Source organism: Xenorhabdus sp. NBAII XenSa04 (genome assembly GCF_963866145.1).
In the GTDB taxonomy this organism is placed as follows: domain Bacteria; phylum Pseudomonadota; class Gammaproteobacteria; order Enterobacterales; family Enterobacteriaceae; genus Xenorhabdus; species Xenorhabdus indica.
Map to the genome: position 1 here is coordinate 1 of NZ_CAWMEB010000047.1, position 22200 is coordinate 22200.

Below are 22200 nucleotides of genomic sequence, written 5' to 3' on the forward strand. Positions count from 1 at the left end.
CCATAGATCGTCTGGTGGATGTTTTTCCCGCCGATGAAAAGGGATGGATATGCAGCCAACTGGCGGGTAGTTTAAAGGTAGTTATTGCCCAACAATTGCTTCCTGCTAAAAACGAAAGCAGGGTGGCTATTTATGAAGTTCTGGTCGTCAACCAGGCTGTCAGCCATTTGATCAGGGAAGGAAAAAATCACCAGATAGCAACATTAATGCAGACAGGATCTGCCTGCGGTATGCAAACTTACGAGCAAAGCCGCCAACAGCGCAAATCGTCGGGGTTGCTAGTGGAATAATGGCATGATGGAAAGCTCATCATGACCAGAATTCACAGTGATCGCTGTTTTGGGCTATGAATACCGTTGCTCAAACCAGCTTTCCAAAATGACGACAGCAGAAGCGGAATCAACTTTGCCTTTATCAAGGGCGCGATATCCACCATGATCAAACAAGTGAGATCGTGCTTCTACCGTGGTTAGGCGTTCATCGTGTAGCTCAACCTGGACGCCGAAACGACCATGTAAACGGTTAGCAAATTTGCGTGCCTGTGCTGTAACCAGTTGCTCTGTACCATCCATATTGAGTGGCAAACCAACAATGACCAAATCCGGTTGCCATTCTTTCAGGAGCTTTTCAATCATATCCCAATTGGGAGAACCTTCTTTTGCTTTGAAAGAATCTAATGCTCTGGCTGTGCCGGTTATTTCCTGCCCGATGGCTGCACCAATACTACGAGTACCAAAATCGAATGCAATTACTGTGCGATTTTTCATCAGGCATGCCCTGCTTGTAATGCGAGATTGTGGATATTAATTCCCAATAAGGATGCAGCTTCACGCCAGCGGTCGGCAACAGGGGTATTGAAAATAATGGAAGCTTCTGCACCGACGGTAAGCCAGCTATTTTCCATAATTTCTTTTTCCAGTTGGCCTTTTTCCCAACTTGAGTATCCAAGAGTCATTAAAACATTTTTTGGTTGGCGTGGTGTACCTAGTGCTTCCAGCATATCTTTGGAAGTGGTAACCATTGTTTCATCAGAGACTTGGATGCTGGAACTGAAGCCGGATTGTGGTGTGTGTAAAATAAAACCATGCTCTTCAGACAGTGGGCCGCCAGCCATTACAGGCTTATTCAGATTGATATTATCGTCTCTGTCTTCGGGGGCGATATCCAACTTCTTCAAGATCCTTTGAATAGAAATCTGAGCTATTGGTTTATTAATAATTAACCCCATTGCCCCGTTTTGATCATGTTCGCAGATATAAACTACAGAACGATTGAAATAAGGATCAGTGAGCGAAGGCATGGCGATGAGAAAATGATGCTGTAGATTCATGTGTTTTCTGATAGTTATTTTTACAATATATGAATGAGTTGGCCCACACAGTATGTGGGCGCATATAATAAATGGCAAATACTGTCAGGAAATGGAAGCTGTTTAACCGATTATACTGTCTGTTTTTCCAATCGTTTTTCAATCGCATCCATTAACATGCCTGTAATGGAGATTTCAGGAAAAGCGGCTTCTATTTCACGTACACAAGTTGGGCTGGTAACGTTAATTTCAGTCAAACGGTCACCAATGATATCAAGCCCAACGAAAATTAAACCTTTTTCTTTTAAGACAGGAGCGACAGCGCGTGCGATAGCCCAGTCACTTTCTGACAGTGGACGAGCTTCCCCACGCCCGCCTGCTGCAAGGTTACCACGGGTTTCACCCTGGGCGGGGATACGGGCCAGGCAATAAGGCACGGGTTCGCCATCAACAACCAGTACACGTTTATCTCCATCCTTAATGGCTGGCAGAAAATTTTGTGCCATACAGAAGTGGCTGCCATGCTCGGTCAGTGTTTCAATAATCACACCGATATTCGGATCATCTTGCTTCAGGCGGAAAATAGAAGCGCCACCCATACCGTCCAGTGGTTTAAAAATAACATCACCATGTTTTTGGTGAAATTCACGCAGAGTTCTTGCGCTACGTGTTACCAGAGTATCTGGTGTCAATTCAGGGAACCATGCGGTAAACAGTTTTTCATTACAGTCACGCAGGCTCTGTGGTTTGTTGACGATCAGGCTGCCTTTGGCTTCAGCCCTTTCCAAAATGTAAGTGGCGTAGATATATTCAGTATCAAAAGGAGGATCTTTGCGCATCAGGATAACATGCAATGTATCAAGGGCTATATCCTGTTCAATGCCAAACTGATACCACTGTTGAGCGTTCTCTTCCACTGTAAGCAAACGGGTTCGTGCACGACCTTCCCCCTGATGCAGATAGAGGTCATTCATCTCCATGTAATGGATTTCCCATCCGCGTTTCTGTGCTTCCAGCAGCATGGCGAAACTAGTGTCTTTCTTTATTTTGATGGATGAGATTGGATCCATCACTATACCGAGCTTGATCATTCTTTCTCCTTAACCCAGATCACCAAAACGCACTTGTAATGCTGTAATTGCAGTGAGTGCCGTCGTCTCTGTCCGCAGGACACGAGGGCCTAACAGGATATCAGTAAATTGGTGATTTGCCGTCATTTCTATTTCTTCGGCGGATAATCCCCCTTCTGGGCCAATCAACAGGCGAACTTTTTTCACTGGTAATGGCAGTGTATTGATACTTTGGCTGGCACGAGGATGTAAATTTAATTTTAGGCTACTATCGTTTTCTGCACACCATGCTTCGAGTGTCATAACCGGACGGATTTCAGGGATCTGATTACGTCCGCATTGCTCACAGGCAGAAATTGCGATTTTTCTCCATTGCTGTAATTTTTTTCCCAGCCTTTCTGCATCCAGTTTCACACCACAGCGTTCAGAAAGTAATGGCGTAACAATATTAACGCCTAATTCAACGGATTTTTGAATTGTGAATTCCATTTTTTCACCACGGGACATAACTTGCCCCAGATGCAGATCCAATGGTGATTCGCGGTTAGACAATTTGCCTTCAAGAATGCGCACTTTGACTGCTTTTTTACTGGCTTCAGTAAGTTCTGCATCAAAAACCTGATTGCTACCATCGAAGAGTTGCAATTGTTGTCCACTACTCATTCTGAGCACACGGCCAACATGATTGGCAGCATCATCACTCAGGTTGATTACGGTTCCTACAATGAGTGACTCAGGATGATAGATGCGGGGAATTCGCATATTTTTTCTTTCCTTCTTTTTTCCGGATAGTTCCTTTCCAGATCGTTCAGATACAGCCTAACGCTATATCATAAAGTTAATTTATCGCCATGATAAATGAGCGCTGATTGCATGATCAAGCTATCTCTCAGACTAAAAGAAACTCAAGGTACAGTTGCGAGCTGGTTCGCATATTTATTCCATCATGGCTGTTTTAATGCATTTTTTATTGCCAATGACCTAAACGGGAATTTAGTATTCACCGTGTTCTGATTAATATCAGAGAATAAATAGGGAGTATCGTATGTCCTGTGAGTTTCAAGATGTAGCTAAAAAGTTGCAACTTGAAAGAAGGGCAGGGATAACAGGGATGTTATTTTATGGAAACTATATTGAACATTTTCATGGATGGGAAAAATGTATGGTTCAATAACTTCGTCAATATAAATGAAGTAATAATTTTATTTTTCTGCATCGTTTTATTTTTCTTAGCAGTGATCGATATAAAAACTTATCAGCTACCAGATATTCTCACTCAACCTTTATTATGGCTTGGATTGGTATTTAATAGTCATAGTGATGTAGTTCCAATAAAGAGTGCGATATATGGCGCCATATCAGGGTATTTATATTTATGGGTATTGTATTGGTTTTGTCGGTATGCATTGAAGAAAGAGGGGATAGGTTACGGTGATTTAAAGTTGACTGCCGCAATTGGTGCATGGATTGGTATAGAAATGATACCTATGTTGATGTTGTTGGCTTCATTATCTGGGCTATTAGGGTTTGTTATAATTTGGCTGAAAAGAAAAAGCTATCCTGAATTTATCGCTTTTGGGCCTTATCTCTGTTTTTCTGCCATATTTTTGATGGTTTTTAATTTGCATGGGGCTAATGTGATTTAGTTTTAGTAAACTTAGATAATTATCATATAAAATCTAAACATGATGCCTCTCCTTTTAAACTTTTGAACATCAGGAAATACATCAAAAAAGAAAAGCCACAACATGTTTATGCTTGTCACTGTAGCAGTATGTGGGGGAGAATGGTTGAGAGAGTTCATTTTATTCTTTAATATTTGCAATTTTATAATTGTAGTGTGAAATATAGCGTGAGATATTTTGAGTCTTATGTTAGATGAAAATACTTACTCAAGAAATGTCTATTCTGACGATCACCACTTCCATAGGCGGTGGTTTAAGACTGGTAATAAAATATGGGTGCTACTTTTTTCGTAACACCCATATTTTTAATTTATTGAGGCCACTTCATTTCGCCTTTCAATACTTTGGCACTTAATTCAAGACTGGATTCATCAGCAAGGTTTGGGTAATGTTTTTTCATGGCTGAAATTAATGCTTCTGAATCTTTTGCTTTTGGTAACTCTTTTTCCAGTGTAGTCAGATAATTTTGGGTAAAATTTACTGATTCCAATGTCATTGATGAATTTCCCAGATAATGACCGGGAACCACAGTTTTAGGTTTCAAGTTTTTGATTCGCTCTAATGTCTGCATCCAGTGCTGGCGTGATGATTTGGTCTGAGTATCAGCAATCCATACATGGATGTTGTCAGAAACAGTTACACCACCAACAACTGCTTTTAATTTCGGGATCCATACGAAAGTGCGGTCTGCGGCAGGGCCATTTAAACCTTCAACAATTAGTTTTTCACCATCTACGGTAAAGGTATTTCCTTTCAATGGTTCAGGCACAATAATTTTTTGGGGTGCTTGATCTTGTAGGATGCCCCCCCAATAGACCAGTTTACCATCTTTGGTTTCTTTGATAGCTTTAATCGTTTCAGGTGAAGCGATCACTTTGGCATCAGGGAAAGCTTCAGTGATCACATCAAGGCCAAAATAAAAATCAGGATCAGATTGGCTGATGTAGATCGTTGTCAGTTTTTTACCGGTCTGCTGGATCATTTTAACCAGTTCTTGAGCGTCGCTTTTTTTGAATTGTGCATCGATCAGTACAACTTCATGTTTGCCACTGATGATTTCAGAAGAGACCGGGAAAATGCCGGCTTTGCCCGGATTGTAGACATCTAACTTAAGATCGGCAGCTTGGGCTAATGTCCCCATTCCCAGAGAGAGTGTTGCAGCCAGAACGGTATTTCGTATTGTTTTATGAGCCATCATCGAATTCCTATACAAAAATGCTTATTTGCTTGAGCGATTCATATAATAAATTGCATATTTCGATTTAAAAATCCCATTACTGGCAACTATTTGTTGCATATATCGAGCTAATCAACATGGAGATACAGAGACAAGATGGACAGGATCACCGCAGCACAGGTTTTTGTCACAATTGTTGAACAGGGCAGTTTGAGTGCAGCAGCAGAACGACTTGATATGTCACGGGCAATGGTGTCACGTTACCTATCTGAAATGGAAAGATGGGCAGCAGTTCGTCTTCTGCATCGCACAACGCGTAACATAAGTCTGACTTCAGAGGGAGAGCAGGCTTATCAGCGTAGCCTTAAATTAATGGAGTTAGCGGAAGCGATGCCAACTCAGCAATTGGCAGAGGCTCATACCCTGAAAGGATTATTAAGGGTAGGTTGCTCTCAATCGTTGGGAGTCAGCGCACTGTCTGTGGCGATTACTGAATTTATGCGGAAGTATCCTCAGGTCGCTGTTAATCTGCAAGTCAATAATAAAGTCATTAAATTGGTTGAAGAACGCATTGATTTAGCAATCCGCATTACCAATAATTTGGAGCCGAATTTGATTGCTCGTCCGCTATCGACTTGTCATTCTGTTGTTTGTGCCGCTCCCTCTTATTTAGATGGCAAAATAATCCCGCAAAAACCCGTCGATTTGGCAGAACATAATTGCCTGACATATAACTTTTTTGGTAAGAGCTTATGGCTGTTCGAAAAACAACATCAGCAGTATTCAGTTCCTGTCAGTGGGACGTTAAGTGCCAATGAATCTACGGTGCTTATGGAAGCCACATTGCAAGGAGCCGGTATCACTATGCAACCTTATTATTCCGTCTCACCTTACTTAAAATCCGGGCAGTTGATTGAGCTATTACCTGATTATCAACCTCAGGCAATGGGAATTTACGGTATTTATGTTAGCCGTCAAAATATGCCCGCCACTTTACGGGCATTATTGGATTTTCTGGTTGAGTGGTTTGCATCTTCTCCCCACTGGCAACAATTAATGTTGAAAAGCTAATGCTAATTTTTGTGGAAAGAGATCAGCCTGCTGCTTTAAATGAGTAATAAATATTTCGACAGGCTCTGAAGATGGGCGATGAATAGGTTTAATTAAGCTGACTGTGAACGGAATTTCGATACTGAATGGCCGCATGCAGAGCCCGGCATTTTTATCCAGATAATCCAGTGCTGTCAGTGGGTTGACAATCGATACACCAATACCTTCACTGATCATGGCGCATACTGATGCCGCACTGTGAGTTTCCATGATCATTTTGCGTGAGACCTGATATTTGTTAAATATCGCATCAATCAGTTGTCTGTAGCTATCTGTAATAGAGAGGCTGATAAACGGCTGTCCATGAAAATCTTCTGGTTCTAGTCGCGCTTTTTGTGTGAGTGGATGGTTGGTGGGCAAAACACAAACTTCATTCAATGTCATCAAGGTTTCACGTCCGGTTCCCGCGGGTGTCTGCATATGTTCAGTCAAACCGAGATCGTAGCGTTGTGCTGAAAGCCATTCTTCCAGTAGTGGTGATTCTTGTGGAATGATTGTTAGCTGCGCATCAGGGTAGGATTGGATAAAGCTATGACAGGCTTTAGGCAATAAGGATTGGGAAAATACTGGCAAACAGGTCATGGATAGTTGGGCATATTCAAACTGGCGGATACAATCTGCCGTATTGAGTATTCTTTCCAACCCGTAATAGGAACGCTGTACCTCTTCAAATAGTCTTATTCCCTGTGCTGTTGGGAATAAACGCCCCTTTATCCGATCAAATAACTTCAATTTCAGTAATTGTTCAAAGCGTGCCAGTTCACGGCTCACCGTTGGTTGTGAGGTTTTCAATAAAATCGCTGCATCAGTCAGATTCTTGGTGGTCATGACTGCATGAAAAATCTCTATATGTCGCCATGAACAGGTGTGCATAACCTTCCCCCCCCTTTTTATTTGGTTTGCTGTTTCACGTAAGGCAATTATCTATATTGAAAGTCATATAAATTGGATACCACATAATAATGCGTTTAAAAAGAAAGCAAAGCGATATCACAGATGAATAGATGATAGTGAAAAGGATATTTTATTCCTGTCTGATTGGTGCCAATAATGAAGCATCGGCTGATTTATGAGAAAGTCTCAATGACAAAACCAACTCTTACCACTTCTTTAAGTAAAAATTTTACACCAGAGAAACTCCTTAGCTTGCCCGCTGTTTATGGAACACCCTTGTGGATATATGACAGCGCTATCATTATCAGGCAAATCGAACAGTTAAAGCAGTTTGATGTTATTCGTTTTGCACAAAAAGCCTGTTCCAATACCCATATTCTGCGTTTGATGAGAAAACAAGGTATCAAAGTGGATTCGGTGTCATTAGGAGAAATTGAACGTGCGCTTCATGCCGGATTTCAGCCAGGACGTGATAAATCAGAAATCGTATTCACTGCTGATCTGATTAATGAAGAGACGTTGGATCGTGTAATTGAATTAGATATACCCGTTAATGCAGGCTCTATCGATATGCTGGAACAGATTGGTCAACGTCAGGCTGACCATCCGGTTTGGCTGCGTATTAATCCGGGATTCGGGCATGGTCATAGTCAGAAGACTAATACCGGCGGTGAAAACAGTAAGCATGGGATCTGGTTTCAGGATTTGCCTTTAGCTCTTGAGAAAGTTCGTCAATATAAACTGAACCTGATAGGTTTGCATATGCATATTGGTTCAGGGGTTGATTACCAACATCTTGCCAATGTTTGTGATGCTATGGTGGAACAGGCTGTATTGTGTGGGGTGGATATTCAGGCCATTTCGGCAGGAGGAGGGTTATCCATCCCCTATAAAATCGGTGAAGAAGTTGTAGATACCGACCATTATTACAGTTTATGGCATAAAGCACGCCAACGTATTGAACAGCAACTGGGGCATCATATTGAGTTGGAAATTGAACCTGGTCGTTTTTTGCTTGCCGAAGCAGGGATTTTGATGACAGAAGTACGGGCGGTAAAGTCTATGGGAAGTCGCCATTATGTGCTGGCAGATGCAGGTTTCAATGATTTGATGCGGCCAGCAATGTATGGCAGTTATCACCATATTTCTGTGTTGTCTGAAAATGAGTTAGCTGGAAATGGGCAAAATAGTGAAGGTAAGAGCAGCGAAAGGACAAACTTACAGGAAACGTTGGTGGCAGGGCCATTATGTGAATCAGGAGATGTCTTTACTCAGTTGGAAGGGGGGGAGGTTATTCCCCGTATGTTGCCTGATGTTTCTGTCGGGGATTATCTGATTTTCCATGATACAGGTGCTTACGGTGCATCTATGTCCTCAAATTATAATAGCCGGCCTCTGATCCCTGAAATATTGTTTGTTGATGGTGAACCTCGTTTAATTCGACGTCGGCAGACAATACAAGAATTGTTATCACTGGAAGTGATGTAAGAATATGAGGGCATAAAGCCCCCATATTTTTTAGCACTTATTTATTATCTGTACCATTCCAGCATCAGGCTGCTTCAGTCTGTTGCTGATTTTTAGACTTTTTTGTTGCATTGGGGACAGCAAAGGCATCTGCTTCAAATTCATCAACATTGATTGAACGCAGTCTGCTGACTTCTGCGCGTTTCAGGATATCAGCTTCTTCCTTAGTGATCTTATTATCCGCTAATGCTTTTTCAGCCAACTGATCCAGGCGTGTGAAACTCAGGTTTTTACCTGCTTCACGGCTCAGGCGGGCGTGAATAGGTTCTGCAGCAATAATGTCATGCAATGCTTCTTCCAATAATCCATGAGGATTATGCTCACTTGGTGTCAGGTATTGCCCACGACCAATCCGGTCACGAGTTGCGGATGGTGTTTGTAATATCTGTGCCAGCTTGTGATCCAATTTATCAGATGGTGCAGTATGTGAGCGGCCTAACGGGAAGATAATCACTCGCATTAAACCGGCAATCATACGATTAGGGAAGTTACGCAGCAAATCGTTCAGGGCCTGTTCTGCCTGATGCAAGGTATCTTCTACAGCCCATTGAACCAGTGGTAGATCTTCTTTTTGGCGACCTTCATCTTCGTAACGTTTTAAGGTCGCTGTTGCCAGGAAAAGTTGACTCAGAATATCACCTAAACGGGCAGAGATACGTTCACGACGTTTTAAACTGCCACCCAATACCCCCATGGAAACATCAGACATTAGGGCCAGGTTTGCACTCAGGCGATTGATGTGCTGATAGTAACGACGCGTTGCATCATTGACTGGGGTATTGCTGGTTCTGCCATTGGTAATACCTAACCACAGGCTGCGTAATGTATTGCTGGCAACGTGTCCTAAGTGACCGAACAATGCTTTATCAAACGCTTTGACATCATTGTCTCCTGCTGCGGCTATTTCAGCCAGAACATAAGGGTGGCAGCGGATTGCACCTTGACCAAAGATAATCATGCTACGGGTCAGAATATTCGCACCTTCTACGGTAATAGCAATAGGTGCACCCTGATAACCACGAGCCAGGAAGTTAGACGGGCCGAGGCAGATACCTTTACCACCAGCGATATCCATTGCATCAATAATGGAACGCTGTCCTCTGTGGGTACAGTGATATTTCACGATAGCAGACAGAACGGCAGGTTTTTCGTCCAGCATAATGCCACTTGTGATCATTGTTGCCGCAGCATCCATCAGGTAAGCGTTACCTGCGATGCGGGCCAGTGGCTCTTCAATACCTTCCATTTTGCCGATAGGCAGTTTGAATTGACGACGGATATAAGAGTAAGCACCGATAGCCATAGCTGCGCTTTTCAATCCACCAGTGGCATTGGATGGTAGGGTAATACCACGACCAACAGACAGACACTCAACCAGCATACGCCAGCCTTGTCCTGCCATTTTCGGTCCACCAATGATGTAATCGATAGGAACGAAAATATCTTTACCGCGGGTTGGCCCATTCTGGAATGGAATATTCAAAGGGAAATGACGATGGCCGATTTCAACACCTGGGGTATTTGTTGGGATCAGGGCACAGGTTATACCCAATGATTCAGCCTCACCCAATAAGTGATCCGGGTCATACAGTTTGAATGCCAGACCCAATACAGTCGCGATAGGAGCAAGAGTAATATAACGCTTGTTCCAGTTCAGGCGTATACCGAGTACTTGTTCGCCTTGCCATTCGCCCACACAGACGATACCAGTATCAGGAATTGCCCCTGCATCTGAGCCGGCTTCCGGGCTGGTCAAAGCAAAACAAGGGATCTCTTCGCCACGGGCGAGGCCGGGAAGATAACGTTTTTTCTGCTCATCTGTACCATAGTGCTGCAACAGTTCACCAGGTCCCAATGAGTTAGGCACACCAACAGTTATCGCCAGAATACCGGAGACACCTGCCAGTTTTTGCAGAACTTGTGATTGCGCATAAGCTGAGAATTCCAGCCCGCCGTATTCTTTTTTGATGATCATGGCAAAGAAACGGTGCTTTTTCAGATAGGCCCAAAGCTCTGGAGGTAAGTCAGCTAATTCATGACTGATTTGGAAATCATTTGCCATACGGCAGGCTTCTTCCACGGGGCCATTAATGAATGCTTGTTCTTCATCGGTTAACTGTGGTTTTGGATAGTTATGCAATTTATTCCAGTCAGGGTTACCGCGAAACAAATCACCTTCCCACCATGTTGTACCAGCATCAATCGCCTCTTTCTCTGTACTGGACATACTTGGCATAACTTTGCGGAATGCTTTCAGACCAGGCGCAGAAAATAGAGAGATACGAGTTGGAGTAAAGACAAGGGGGAACAGGATAATAGCGAGTGGTAACAGCAACCAGTAGCTCCAAAGACCTGTAACACCCATGATGAATGTATAGGCAATAAGCAGTAAGCCGCTGGCAGTCAGGCTGACTTTGCGGTAACAAAGCCCGCCAATCAAGACTAAAAACAAAATAATGCTGAGGACGGTCATAGTAAAACTCCTGTAAATCTCAGGTTGAGTCGTCAGAGGTCTGACCTGTTGTGATGTCCTTCTTTTTTAGATGAGGAAAAGAGAATTATCAATATATTTACATCTTAATTACAATCTGGCTCACAAAGTCATTGAAGTTTTTGGTGGGGGAAGTTCTTAGAGATGTGATGGTATCTTCTTTCAGGGGGTGGAATCCGTTACACTGGGTAATTGTTGTTATTAATCCCGAAGCCCTTTCCTTTCAGGAGTATGAGTCCCATGTATCAAGATCTGATCCGCAATGAGTTATCCGAAGCCGCAGAGACGCTGGCTAATTTCCTCAACGATAATACAAATATTGAGGCCATCCAAAAAGCGGCCGTTTTGTTGGCTGATTCATTTAAGGCGGGAGGAAAAGTGCTTTCGTGTGGTAATGGGGGTTCACATTGTGATGCTATGCATTTTGCGGAAGAGTTGACGGGCCGTTATCGCGAAAATCGTCCGGGATATCCTGGTATCGCTATTTCTGATCCTAGCCATTTATCCTGTGTTAGCAATGATTTTGGCTATGATTATGTGTTTTCCCGTTATATTGAGGCCGTTGGTCAGAAGGGTGATGTTTTGCTTGGAATTTCGACTTCGGGCAATTCCGGTAATATTATTAAAGCAATTGAAGCTGCCCGCGCAAAAGGGATGAAAGTCATTACGCTGACTGGTAAAGATGGCGGCAAAATGGCAGAAACCGCAGATGTTGAAATTCGTGTACCGCATTTCGGTTATGCAGATCGTATTCAGGAAGTTCATATCAAAGTGATCCATATTTTGATTCAGTTGATTGAAAAAGAAATGGTAAGAGTCTGATTACAGATTGTCAGGTGCAGGTTAGAGGTAGGCAATGTGTGAATTACTTGGCATGAATGCCAATGTACCAACGGATATTGTTTTCAGTTTGAGTGGACTGATCCAACGTGGCGGGAATACCGGCCCTCATAGGGACGGTTGGGGAATCACGTTCTATGAAGGATTGGGTTACCGGACTTTCAAAGATCACCAACCCTGTTATCATTCACCTGTTGCCCGCTTTATTCAGGGTTATCCGATCAAATCAGAAGCCATTATTGCCCATATTCGTCAGGCCAACCGCGGCAATGTATCTCTGGTCAATACCCATCCGTTTACACGTGAATTGTGGGGCAGACACTGGACTTACGCTCATAATGGTCAATTGAAAGGATACCGTCACCTGAAAACGGGGAATTATCGTCCGGTTGGTGAAACTGACAGTGAGCGGGCATTTTGTTGGATATTGCACCAATTATCAATCAGATACCCTAAGCGGCCTGCTAACTGGTCTGCGGTGTTCCGTTTTATTGCCTCATTGGCTGATGAACTCAGGGAAAAAGGGGTGTTCAATATGCTGTTATCTGACGGGAAATTTATGATGGCCTATTGTTCGACACAATTGCATTGGATTACCCGTCGGTCACCTTTCGGTAAGGCGACATTGCTCGATCAGGATATTGAAATTGATTTTCAGCAACATACCCACCCTGATGATGTGGTATCAGTGATCGCAACTCAGCCTTTAACGCATAATGAAGCCTGGAATAAAATTGAGCCGGGGAGCTATGCTTTATTTCACCTTGGTGAACGCATACTCTGATTGATTTTTCCGAACAGGTGGAGGTGTTACGCTAACAATATAGCGCCCTCTGATGACATTGACAGTAGCGGGTATGCCGCTTTTGACAAAATATTCATAGGCAGGTTGTAACTGTTCCCAAAATGAGTAATTAACGTTATTGTGATGGCGTCTCATATTTGATGGCGTCATCCTGAAAGGGTAAATGTTAATCTTAATTTCACGTTGCCCATGATGGAGCGCACTTTCCGCATATCGATATATCTCATCCATATAACGATTAGTCATGGCATAGCAGCCAATGGATTTACATTCACCATGGATCATTAAATTCTTACCAGAATAACCTTGGTATTTATCAAATTCGTTAGGAAAGCCCAAATTAATGGCCCGATAATAGCTGCTATCCGGCTTTAACTGTTTAAGGTTGACATGGTAAAAACCTTCCGGGCTTTTGAAATCACCGGTCAATATCTTGGGGCCAAGACCACCAGAGTAATTACAAACAGGGTATCGTTGGGTTAATTGATAATGTCCGGTGCTGTTTTTGGTATAGAGTTCAAGAATTTTTTCTTCTTTGAATATTTGAATGAAGATCTCATCGCCAAGTTGTCTTAATGGTGAGTGTTCACTTAATGAATTATTCCTTGATAATGCGCCTTTAGCCAGAGTAAAAATTGGCATATTGGTAAGAAGTAAGATGAGTGAGAAATAAATAAATTTTTCTTTCATAACATCGCTACCTAAAAGTTAATAAATTAATGAAATACTGAGTCTAAGGTTATCAGGTCATGGCAATATGCTGAGTAAATATAACCGCAATATTTGGTCCCCATAAAATAATCGATTGCGTAAAAAGCGCTCCTTTGTCGGGAAAAATGAGGCTTAGGCTCGGCTTTATCGAGTAGTTAACGGTTCAGCAGAGAAATTATTTTTATTTGCTTGAGCTAAATCACTCGATTAGTCAGACAGCGTTTGGGGGAAATGTTAGAATTGTTGTCGGCGAAACTTAAGAAAATATTGTAACGATTATCGGCATGAATAATTTGAGACATATGCCGCTCAACGTGTTTTTTATTACTGAAGTCGCTGCATTATCCCAGGGAAATTCCGCAGGATGATCTGTAGCATATGATTTAACTGATAAACTTGTGCAAATCTTATGATTAAAATTAAAAAAGGACTCGACCTCCCGATAGCAGGAGCGCCTGCCCAAGTTATAGAAGATGGTCCGACGATTCGCCATGTCGCCTTATTGGGCGAGGAATATGTTGGAATGCGTCCTTCTATGCTGGTTAAGGAAGGTGAGCATGTTAAAAAAGGGCAAATTCTTTTTGAAGATAAAAAGAATCCAGGGGTCGTTTTTACCAGTCCCGCAAGTGGGAAAGTTGTTACCATTGGACGTGGAGAGCGTCGTGTACTGCAATCTGTCGTGATTGAAGTTAGCGGTGATGAGCAAATCACATTTGATCGTTATGATCGTGCAGAACTTACTGGTCTGACTCGTGAACAGGTAGAAAAAAACCTGCTCGCATCAGGGCTGTGGACGGCATTGCGTACACGTCCTTTCAGTCGTTCACCTGTCCCCGGTTCCACACCAAAGGCAATCTTTGTCACGGCAATAGATACACAGCCACTGGCGGCTGATCCATCTGTTGTTATTGCGGCGCAGGAAGAGGCCTTTGTTGATGGTCTGAATATTCTGTCAAAACTGACAGAAGGAAAAATCCACGTCTGCCACGGTGCTGGAAATATTCCAAATGCAGGGAACAATTCTCAAATTACTTACAACCAATTTGTCGGTCCACATCCGGCAGGGCTGGTTGGAACGCATATTCATTTCATTGAACCAGTCAGTGCCCAAAAAGCAGTATGGCACTTGGGATATCAGGATGTTATCGCTATCGGTAAGTTATTCACAACCGGTGAACTGTATATTGATCGCATAATCTCTCTGGCAGGCCCGCAGGTTAAATCACCACGTCTAGTTCGTTCCCGTCTGGGCGCTGATTTGCTGGAGTTGACACAAGGTCAGCTAGAAGAAGGTGAGAATCGCATCATTTCTGGTTCTGTACTGTGTGGTATGAAATCAGATGAAGTACATCATTATCTGGGACGTTTTCACACTTTGGTCTCTGTTCTGGCTGAAGGGCGTGAAAAAGAACTGTTTGGCTGGATTGCACCGGGAGTTAATAAATTCTCCATTACCCGTACTACCATCGGTCACTTCCTGAAAAAGAAACGTTTTGCTTTTTCAACCACTACAAATGGCGGAGAGCGCTCTATGGTGCCGATTGGCAACTATGAGCGGGTGATGCCGTTGGACATTATGGCTACTCATCTGCTTCGTGACTTGCTGGCGGGAGACACTGACAGCGCTCAAGCATTGGGTTGTCTGGAGTTGGATGAAGAAGATTTGGCACTGTGTACTTATGTTTGTCCGGGTAAATATGAGTATGGTCCGGTACTGCGTGAAGTGCTGACTAAGATTGAGCAGGAAGGGTAATTCATGGGCCTGAAAAATTTATTTGAGAAAGTAGAACACCACTTTGAGGCCGGCGGCAAACTGGAAAAGTATTATCCTCTCTATGAGGCAGTCAGCACCGTTTTTTACACTCCGGGAACAGTGACAAAGGGAACCGCCCACGTCCGCGATGCCATCGATCTTAAACGTATGATGATTCTGGTATGGATGTCTGTTTTTCCGGCCATGTTCTGGGGAATGTATAATGTAGGGAATCAGGCGATACCTGCATTGACCCACCTATACAATGGAGAGGCATTACAGCAGGTTCTGGCTTCTGACTGGCATTATATATTGGCTCAGTATCTTGGTGCATCACTGACACCTGATGCAGGGTGGGGCAGTAAGATGTTACTGGGGGCAACCTATTTTCTGCCAATTTATGCTGTTGTTTTTGTGGTTGGTGGCTTTTGGGAAATCTTATTTGCTATTATCCGCAAACATGAAATCAACGAAGGTTTCTTTGTCAGCTCTATTCTGTTCGCACTGATTGTTCCGCCAACATTGCCATTGTGGCAGGCGGCACTGGGGATTACTTTTGGTGTCGTAGTTGCAAAAGAAATTTTTGGTGGTACAGGTCGTAACTTCCTTAACCCGGCTCTGGCGGGGCGTGCTTTCTTGTTTTTTGCTTATCCTGCCCAAATTTCAGGTGATTTGGTCTGGACTGCGGCTGATGGTTTTTCCGGGGCAACTCCACTGTCTCAATGGGCGAATGCGGGCCAGCATGCTTTGATGAACACCATCACAGGCCAGCCTGTAACTTGGATGGACGCTTTCCTTGGTAATATCCCTGGCTCAATTGGTGAAGTTTCTACCCTGATGATTTTCATCGGTGGTGCCATTATTCTGTTTGCACGTATTGCTTCATGGCGCATTGTTGCAGGTGTCATGATCGGTATGATTGCAATGTCCTACCTGTTTAATGCGATTGGTTCAGATACGAACCCAATGTTCGCCATGCCATGGTATTGGCACATGGTTCTGGGCGGTTTTGCTTTCGGTATGATCTTTATGGCGACAGATCCAGTATCTGCTGCATTTACGGATAAAGGAAAATGGGCATACGGTATCCTGATTGGGGTGATGTGTATCCTGATCCGTGTTGTAAACCCTGCTTATCCAGAAGGGATGATGTTGGCGATTCTGTTCGCTAACCTGTTCGCGCCACTATTCGATTATCTGGTCGTACAGGCCAATATTAAGCGGAGAAAAGCCCGTGGCTAATGATAAACCAAAAAATAATGACAGCATCGGCAGAACGTTTCTTGTTGTTTTTGTGCTGTGCCTTGTATGTTCAATTGTCGTTGCGGGTTCAGCCGTAGGTTTGAAAGCACAGCAACAAGAACAAAAACTATTGGATAAACAGCGTAATATTCTGGATGTTGCCGGTTTGCTAAAACCAGATATGACAACAGCAGAAATTAAAGCCACTTATAACAACCGTATCCAGCCAAAATTGCTTGATTTGAAGACCGCAACGTTCGAAAAAAGTGATGGTAATTTTGATCTGAATAATGCCCTGCGCAGTGATGAAACCAGCATAGCTTTATCTCCAGAACAGGATCTGGCGAAAATTCGTCGCCGTGCTGATAGGGCAGAAATCTATCTGGTTAAAGATGGAGATGGCAAAACGACTGAGTTGGTATTGCCGGTATATGGTTCAGGTCTATGGTCAATGATGTATGCCTTTATTTCCATTGATGTGGATGGCGTAACATCTCGCGGTATTACTTACTACTCTCACGGCGAAACACCGGGATTGGGTGGTGAAGTTGACAACCCACAATGGCGTAAGCAATGGGTCGGCAAAAAACTTTATAACCTGGAAGGTGCTCCGGCGCTCAGAATCGTTCGGGGTGGCGCGGGTGATAATCCTTATGGTGTAGATGGTTTGTCTGGCGCGACTCTGACGTCCAACGGTGTTCAGCATATGTTTGATTTCTGGTTGGGTGATAATGGTTTTGGCCCGTTCCTGAAAAAAGTACGTGAGGGAGCCTTGAAAGATGGCTGATAGTAAAGAGATAAAACGCGTCCTTCTTGGGCCGCTGTTTGATAATAACCCAATTGCATTACAGGTTTTGGGTGTATGTTCAGCATTGGCTGTAACCACCAAACTGGAAACTGCATTGGTGATGACACTTGCTGTGACACTGGTAACAGCATTTTCTAACTTTTTCATTTCGTTGATTCGCAATTACATTCCAGGCAGTGTGCGAATCATTGTACAGATGGCGATTATTGCATCGTTGGTTATTGTGGTAGACCAGATTTTGCGGGCATATGCCTATGAAATCTCGAAACAGTTATCTGTGTTTGTTGGCCTTATCATCACTAACTGTATCGTAATGGGGCGTGCAGAAGCCTATGCCATGAAATCTCCGCCAGTAGAGAGTTTCATGGATGGTATCGGTAACGGTTTAGGCTATGGTGTCATTCTGTTACTGGTAGGTTTTTTGCGCGAGCTGTTTGGCTCAGGAAAACTGTTGGGTATTACTGTGATGGAATCCATTAAAAATGGGGGGTGGTATCAGCCTAATGGTCTGTTTCTGTTGGCACCAAGTGCATTCTTCATCATTGGTATGCTGATTTGGGGTCTGCGGACGCTGAAACCTGAGCAGGTTGATAAGGAGTAACAGACAACATGGAACATTATATCAGTTTATTTGTCCGTGCCGTCTTTATCGAGAATATGGCGTTATCCTTCTTTCTCGGTATGTGTACTTTTCTGGCGGTATCTAAAAACGTCAAAACTGCTTTTGGTCTGGGCGTTGCCGTAACGGTTGTTTTGGGAATTTCTGTTCCTGCCAATAACCTTGTTTACAATTTGGTACTCCGTGATGGAGCCCTGATTGATGGGGTTGATCTGAGTTTCCTGAACTTCATTACCTTTATCGGTGTGATTGCTGCACTGGTGCAGATTCTGGAAATGATCCTTGATCGTTACGTTCCTGCACTTTACAACGCACTGGGGATTTTCCTGCCGTTGATTACGGTGAACTGTGCGATTTTTGGTGGTGTTTCTTTCATGGCGCAGCGTGACTATAACTTTGGTGAATCCATTGTATATGGTTTCGGTTCCGGTATGGGCTGGATGCTGGCGATTGTTCTGATGGCCGCTATTCGTGAAAAAATGAAATATGCGGATGTTCCGGCAGGTTTGAAAGGACTGGGGATCACCTTTATTACCACCGGATTGATGGCATTGGGCTTTATGTCCTTCTCCGGCGTGCAGCTCTAAAGGAGAGAAGAATTCATGGATATAATCATTCTAGGCGTAGTAATGTTTACCCTGATTGTGTTGGCGCTGACAGCAATGATTTTGTTCGCAAAATCGAAGTTAGTGAACACCGGGGATATTAAAGTTGAAGTCAACGGCGATGAGGAGAAAAGTTTCACAGCTCCCGCTGGTGACAAGTTGTTGGGTATGCTTGCCAATCAGGGCATTTTCGTTTCTTCAGCTTGTGGTGGCGGTGGCTCTTGTGGTCAGTGCCGTGTAAAGATCAAAGAAGGTGGTGGTGATATCCTGCCTACCGAGCTGTCTCACATTAACAAGCGTGAAGCAAAAGAAGGCTGCCGTCTGGCATGTCAGGTTAATGTTAAGCAAGACCTGAAAATTGAGTTGCCGGAAGAGATCTTCGGTGTTAAGAAATGGGAATGTGAAGTTATTTCCAACGATAACAAAGCGACTTTCATCAAGGAATTAAAATTGAAAATTCCTGAGGGGGAAGTTGTACCATTTCGTGCGGGTGGTTACATTCAGATTGAATGTCCTCCACATGTTGCTCGTTATGCTGATTTTGATGTACCGCAGGAATACCGCGAAGATTGGGATAAATTTAATTTATTCCGCTATGTTTCTGAAGTCAATGAGCCGACAGTTCGTGCATACTCAATGGCAAACTACCCGGAAGAGCATGGCATCATTATGCTGAACGTGCGTATTGCTACACCTCCGCCAAGAAACCCTGATGTCACACCAGGTATCATGTCTTCTTACATCTGGTCATTAAAAGCCGGTGATAAGGTGACAATTTCCGGCCCATTTGGTGAATTCTTCGCGAAGGATACCGATGCTGAAATGGTATTCATCGGTGGTGGTGCAGGTATGGCACCAATGCGTTCTCACATTTTTGATCAGCTCAATCGTTTGAATTCCAAGCGTAAGATCTCTTTCTGGTATGGTGCCCGATCCAAGCGTGAAATGTTCTATACCGAAGATTTCGACCAGCTAGCGGCAGAAAATGAAAACTTCACCTGGCATGTTGCGCTGTCTGATGCCTTACCGGAAGATAACTGGGATGGTTATACAGGTTTTATTCACAATGTGTTGTATGAAAACTATTTGAAAGACCATCCAGCACCAGAAGATTGTGAATTCTACATGTGTGGGCCTCCGGTCATGAACGCTGCGGTCATTAAGATGCTGAAAGATCTTGGCGTAGAAGATGAAAACATTATGCTGGATGATTTCGGTGGCTGATGATCTGAATCAGATCATGATCTATACCCGATGGATTTCAAGATTGGAAAGCGACGGGTATATAACACTTTGATTTAACGATAAGCGCCCACATTTAGTGGGCGCTGACGATTCAGAAAGAGTAAGTTATGTTGAGTAAAAAAATTATCAACTGGGGTGTATTGATGTTGATGGCCGTGCTGTTATCAGCATGTGGTGGTCCAGAACAACAGAACCTGAGTGGGCAAACGATGGGGACTTATTACTCCATCAAGTATGTCGCTGATTCGTCAGTATCTTCCCCGGAAGAACTGCAAAAAGAGATTGATCGTTTATTGGAAGAAGTAAACGATCAAATGTCCACTTACCGGCCAAATTCTGAATTGAGTCGTTTTAATCAAAGTCGTGAAGTGAATAAACCTTTTCCGGTATCCGCAGCTACAGCGAAAGTGGTTAAGGAAGCTATCCGTATTAATCAATTGACGGATGGTGCTTTAGATGTGACCGTTGGGCCATTAGTGAATTTGTGGGGATTTGGGCCGGAAGGACGAGCGACTAAGGCGCCAACAGATGAAGAATGGGTAACACGCCGTGCGTGGATTGGGATCGATAAATTATCTGTTGAAGGCAATAATCTGATTAAATCCATTCCCGAATTATATGTTGATCTTTCCTCCATTGCTAAAGGCTACGGCGTTGATGTGATCGCGGAATATCTGACTTCCCAGAATATCAGGAATTACATGGTTGATATTGGTGGTGAAGTTCGCACATCAGGTAACAACGGTAAGGGTACGCCGTGGCGAATTGCGATTGAAAAGCCATCCGATAGTGGAATGACGCAAAGTGCTCAGGAAATTATTGAACCCGGTGAGATGGCTGTTGCGACATCGGGTGATTACCGCAACTATTTTGAACAGAATGGTGTGCGTTATTCTCACACCATTGATCCTAAAACAGGTAACCCTATCAGACATAATCTGGTTTCGATTACGGTTATTGCACCGACCTGTATGAGCGCAGATGGTTTTTCTACGGGTATAGATGTGTTAGGGCCAGTTAAGGGAATGGAATTAGCTGAAAAACTGAACATTCCGGTCTTTATGATAGTCAAAACTAAAGATGGTTTTGAAGAACGTTATAGCCCGGCCTTTAAGCACTATTTACAAGATAAAAACAACAGGTTACAAGATAAAAACAACGGGTTACAACAGAAAAAATAAGAGGAAAAGGTTATGGAAATTTTTATCGCAGCCTTTATCTTTTTCCTGCTAGCTTTTGTGGGGATGGCATTAGGCTATATCTTTAAGCGCAAAAGTATTCAGGGAAGTTGTGGAGGCTTGGGAAGCATAGGTGTTGAAAAAGTTTGTGATTGTCCTGAACCTTGTGATGCACGTAAAAAACGTATGGCAAGGGAAGCTGTCCGCCATGCGCAACTGGAGAAAAACCGCATTCTTTGATGATGTTCTTCTTGAAAAAAATCAGCCACCAGTTAAAAAATTGCGTTTGAAGGATAGCCCGCTGTGAGACAAAACAGCGGGTTTTTTTGTGTATAGAAAACTGTAGTGGTATAAAGATCTCGGACATCTCAAAAGCCTGCTAATCTCATTAACATGACCATGAGGTGTGACGATGAAATTGAAGCCAACCAAACGCCAATATTCTACTGAATTTAAGCTGGAAGCGGTTCAACAGATTGTCCTCCATCAACAACGGGTTGTCGATGTCGCCCGTTCATTGGGGATCGACACAGGGGTTACGCATGAAAATATTTAGTGGATAATTCCTTCATTTTTAGAGGGGTGCAGATGATCGCGGTATGCGCTGTCATTGTCGGGGCTAACGCCTGGACCGATATTGAACAGTACGGCCAGCTAAAAAAGGATTGGCTGGGTTCATTTCTTCCGCTCAAAGGCGGTATTCCGTCACATGATACTTTCCGGCGCTGTTTTAGTTTATTAAATCCCGGCCTCTTTGAACGTCATTTTTATCAGTGGATTTCTCGTGACGTCTCTTCAGAAAAGCGAGCGATCATTGCGATTGATGGTAAAAGTTTACGCCATTCGTTTGATAAGAAAATTGAACAAAGCCCACTACATGTGGTGAGTGCATTCTCGGTTGAGAAAGGGCTCAGCTTAGGTCAGTGTGCCGTAGACGGAAAATCAAACGAAATTAAGGCCATCCCCGCATTATTATCGATGCTTTCATTGAAAGGACATCTCGTGACGATTGATGTGATGGGCTGCCAACGCACGATTGCTCAGCAATTACGCGAGAGTGAAGCCGATTATATTTTGTCCCTTAAAGGCAATCAGGGGAAAACCTTTTCGGAGGTCATGCTTCCAATAGTT

General features: G+C 43.4%; 23 protein-coding genes and 1 pseudogene. 16 read left to right on the top strand and 8 right to left on the bottom strand.

Going from position 1 to position 22200, the window contains the following annotated elements:
* Window positions 1-290: pseudogene (locus AAC147_RS02145) on the top strand (type IV pili twitching motility protein PilT); the annotation flags it as partial.
* Window positions 291-344: 54 nt separating this feature from the next.
* Here AAC147_RS02145 and ruvX read toward each other — a convergent pair.
* From ruvX to rsmE, 4 genes are all read right to left on the bottom strand, one after another.
* Window positions 345-767: a Holliday junction resolvase RuvX gene (gene ruvX, locus AAC147_RS02150; RefSeq protein WP_047685254.1), complete on the bottom strand. Its 423-nt coding sequence runs from the start codon at window positions 765-767 to the stop codon at window positions 345-347.
* Complete coding sequence (locus tag AAC147_RS02155) at window positions 767-1330, bottom strand: YqgE/AlgH family protein (RefSeq protein WP_047685257.1); 564 nt, start codon at window positions 1328-1330, stop codon at window positions 767-769. Before AAC147_RS02155 ends, ruvX begins: the two co-directional genes overlap by 1 nt.
* A gap of 110 nt (window positions 1331-1440) precedes the next feature.
* Window positions 1441-2400, bottom strand: a complete 960-nt coding sequence (gene gshB / locus AAC147_RS02160; RefSeq protein ID WP_047685260.1) for a glutathione synthase — start codon at window positions 2398-2400, stop codon at window positions 1441-1443.
* Window positions 2401-2409: 9 nt separating this feature from the next.
* Complete coding sequence (gene rsmE / locus AAC147_RS02165; protein WP_047685263.1) at window positions 2410-3141, bottom strand: 16S rRNA (uracil(1498)-N(3))-methyltransferase; 732 nt, start codon at window positions 3139-3141, stop codon at window positions 2410-2412.
* Between the two features lie 359 nt (window positions 3142-3500).
* On the opposite strand from rsmE, the gene AAC147_RS02170 reads away from it, so the two are divergent.
* Window positions 3501-4025, top strand: coding sequence for a prepilin peptidase (locus AAC147_RS02170; protein WP_052189763.1), 525 nt, complete (start codon window positions 3501-3503; stop codon window positions 4023-4025).
* Between the two features lie 349 nt (window positions 4026-4374).
* On the opposite strand, the gene AAC147_RS02175 is transcribed toward AAC147_RS02170, so the two are convergent.
* Window positions 4375-5205, bottom strand: coding sequence for an MBL fold metallo-hydrolase (locus AAC147_RS02175; RefSeq protein ID WP_369793168.1), 831 nt, complete (start codon window positions 5203-5205; stop codon window positions 4375-4377).
* Window positions 5206-5397: 192 nt separating this feature from the next.
* Here AAC147_RS02175 and AAC147_RS02180 point away from each other — a divergent pair, with 192 nt between their 5' ends.
* Window positions 5398-6312, top strand: a complete 915-nt coding sequence (locus tag AAC147_RS02180) for a LysR family transcriptional regulator (protein ID WP_047685268.1) — start codon at window positions 5398-5400, stop codon at window positions 6310-6312.
* Here AAC147_RS02180 and AAC147_RS02185 read toward each other — a convergent pair.
* Window positions 6295-7224, bottom strand: coding sequence for a LysR family transcriptional regulator (locus AAC147_RS02185; protein ID WP_047685271.1), 930 nt, complete (start codon window positions 7222-7224; stop codon window positions 6295-6297). The two genes, AAC147_RS02180 and AAC147_RS02185, sit on opposite strands and share 18 nt — an antisense overlap.
* A gap of 210 nt (window positions 7225-7434) precedes the next feature.
* Between AAC147_RS02185 and lysA the strand changes: the two genes are divergently transcribed.
* A complete protein-coding gene (gene lysA, locus AAC147_RS02190) occupies window positions 7435-8733 on the top strand; it encodes a diaminopimelate decarboxylase (RefSeq protein WP_047685306.1) in 1299 nt (432 codons plus the stop codon).
* Between the two features lie 64 nt (window positions 8734-8797).
* On the opposite strand, the gene fadE is transcribed toward lysA, so the two are convergent.
* Window positions 8798-11245, bottom strand: coding sequence for an acyl-CoA dehydrogenase FadE (gene fadE, locus AAC147_RS02195; RefSeq protein ID WP_047685274.1), 2448 nt, complete (start codon window positions 11243-11245; stop codon window positions 8798-8800).
* A 258-nt stretch (window positions 11246-11503) separates the two neighbouring features.
* Here fadE and lpcA point away from each other — a divergent pair, with 258 nt between their 5' ends.
* A complete protein-coding gene (lpcA, locus tag AAC147_RS02200) occupies window positions 11504-12085 on the top strand; it encodes a D-sedoheptulose 7-phosphate isomerase (RefSeq protein ID WP_047685277.1) in 582 nt (193 codons plus the stop codon).
* Between the two features lie 34 nt (window positions 12086-12119).
* Entirely contained in the window at window positions 12120-12887 is a 768-nt protein-coding gene (locus tag AAC147_RS02205; protein WP_047685280.1) for a class II glutamine amidotransferase, read from the top strand.
* Here the strand turns inward: AAC147_RS02205 and AAC147_RS02210 are convergent.
* Window positions 12858-13598 (bottom strand): L,D-transpeptidase family protein, encoded by a 741-nt coding sequence (locus tag AAC147_RS02210; protein ID WP_047685283.1) that lies wholly within the window; start codon window positions 13596-13598, stop codon window positions 12858-12860. The genes AAC147_RS02205 and AAC147_RS02210 overlap by 30 nt on opposite strands.
* A gap of 430 nt (window positions 13599-14028) precedes the next feature.
* On the opposite strand from AAC147_RS02210, the gene AAC147_RS02215 reads away from it, so the two are divergent.
* The 10 genes from AAC147_RS02215 to AAC147_RS02260 all read left to right on the top strand — a co-directional run.
* Entirely contained in the window at window positions 14029-15372 is a 1344-nt protein-coding gene (locus tag AAC147_RS02215; RefSeq protein WP_047685286.1) for a Na(+)-translocating NADH-quinone reductase subunit A, read from the top strand.
* 3 nt (window positions 15373-15375) lie between these two features.
* Window positions 15376-16614 carry an NADH:ubiquinone reductase (Na(+)-transporting) subunit B gene (locus AAC147_RS02220; protein ID WP_047685289.1) on the top strand — a complete coding sequence of 413 codons (1239 nt, stop codon included), beginning with the start codon at window positions 15376-15378 and terminating at the stop codon, window positions 16612-16614.
* The gene (locus tag AAC147_RS02225; protein ID WP_047685292.1) at window positions 16607-17401 is read left to right on the top strand and encodes a Na(+)-translocating NADH-quinone reductase subunit C; all 795 of its coding nucleotides are present in this window, start codon (window positions 16607-16609) and stop codon (window positions 17399-17401) included. Before AAC147_RS02220 ends, AAC147_RS02225 begins: the two co-directional genes overlap by 8 nt.
* Complete coding sequence (locus AAC147_RS02230; RefSeq protein ID WP_047685294.1) at window positions 17394-18023, top strand: NADH:ubiquinone reductase (Na(+)-transporting) subunit D; 630 nt, start codon at window positions 17394-17396, stop codon at window positions 18021-18023. Before AAC147_RS02225 ends, AAC147_RS02230 begins: the two co-directional genes overlap by 8 nt.
* 8 nt (window positions 18024-18031) lie before the next feature.
* The gene (gene nqrE / locus AAC147_RS02235; RefSeq protein WP_038263259.1) at window positions 18032-18628 is read left to right on the top strand and encodes an NADH:ubiquinone reductase (Na(+)-transporting) subunit E; all 597 of its coding nucleotides are present in this window, start codon (window positions 18032-18034) and stop codon (window positions 18626-18628) included.
* Between the two features lie 15 nt (window positions 18629-18643).
* On the top strand, window positions 18644-19870 hold the full coding sequence (nqrF, locus tag AAC147_RS02240) for an NADH:ubiquinone reductase (Na(+)-transporting) subunit F (RefSeq protein ID WP_047685297.1): 1227 nt from the start codon (window positions 18644-18646) through the stop codon (window positions 19868-19870).
* 128 nt (window positions 19871-19998) lie between these two features.
* Window positions 19999-21072 carry an FAD:protein FMN transferase gene (locus AAC147_RS02245; protein ID WP_052189765.1) on the top strand — a complete coding sequence of 358 codons (1074 nt, stop codon included), beginning with the start codon at window positions 19999-20001 and terminating at the stop codon, window positions 21070-21072.
* Between the two features lie 12 nt (window positions 21073-21084).
* Window positions 21085-21309, top strand: a complete 225-nt coding sequence (gene nqrM / locus AAC147_RS02250; protein WP_047685300.1) for a (Na+)-NQR maturation NqrM — start codon at window positions 21085-21087, stop codon at window positions 21307-21309.
* 172 nt (window positions 21310-21481) lie between these two features.
* Window positions 21482-21625 (top strand): transposase, encoded by a 144-nt coding sequence (locus tag AAC147_RS02255; protein ID WP_081989136.1) that lies wholly within the window; start codon window positions 21482-21484, stop codon window positions 21623-21625.
* Window positions 21626-21657: 32 nt separating this feature from the next.
* Window positions 21658-22200 (top strand): ISAs1 family transposase (locus tag AAC147_RS02260; RefSeq protein ID WP_156115421.1); only part of this gene is annotated, 543 nt, incomplete at its 3' end.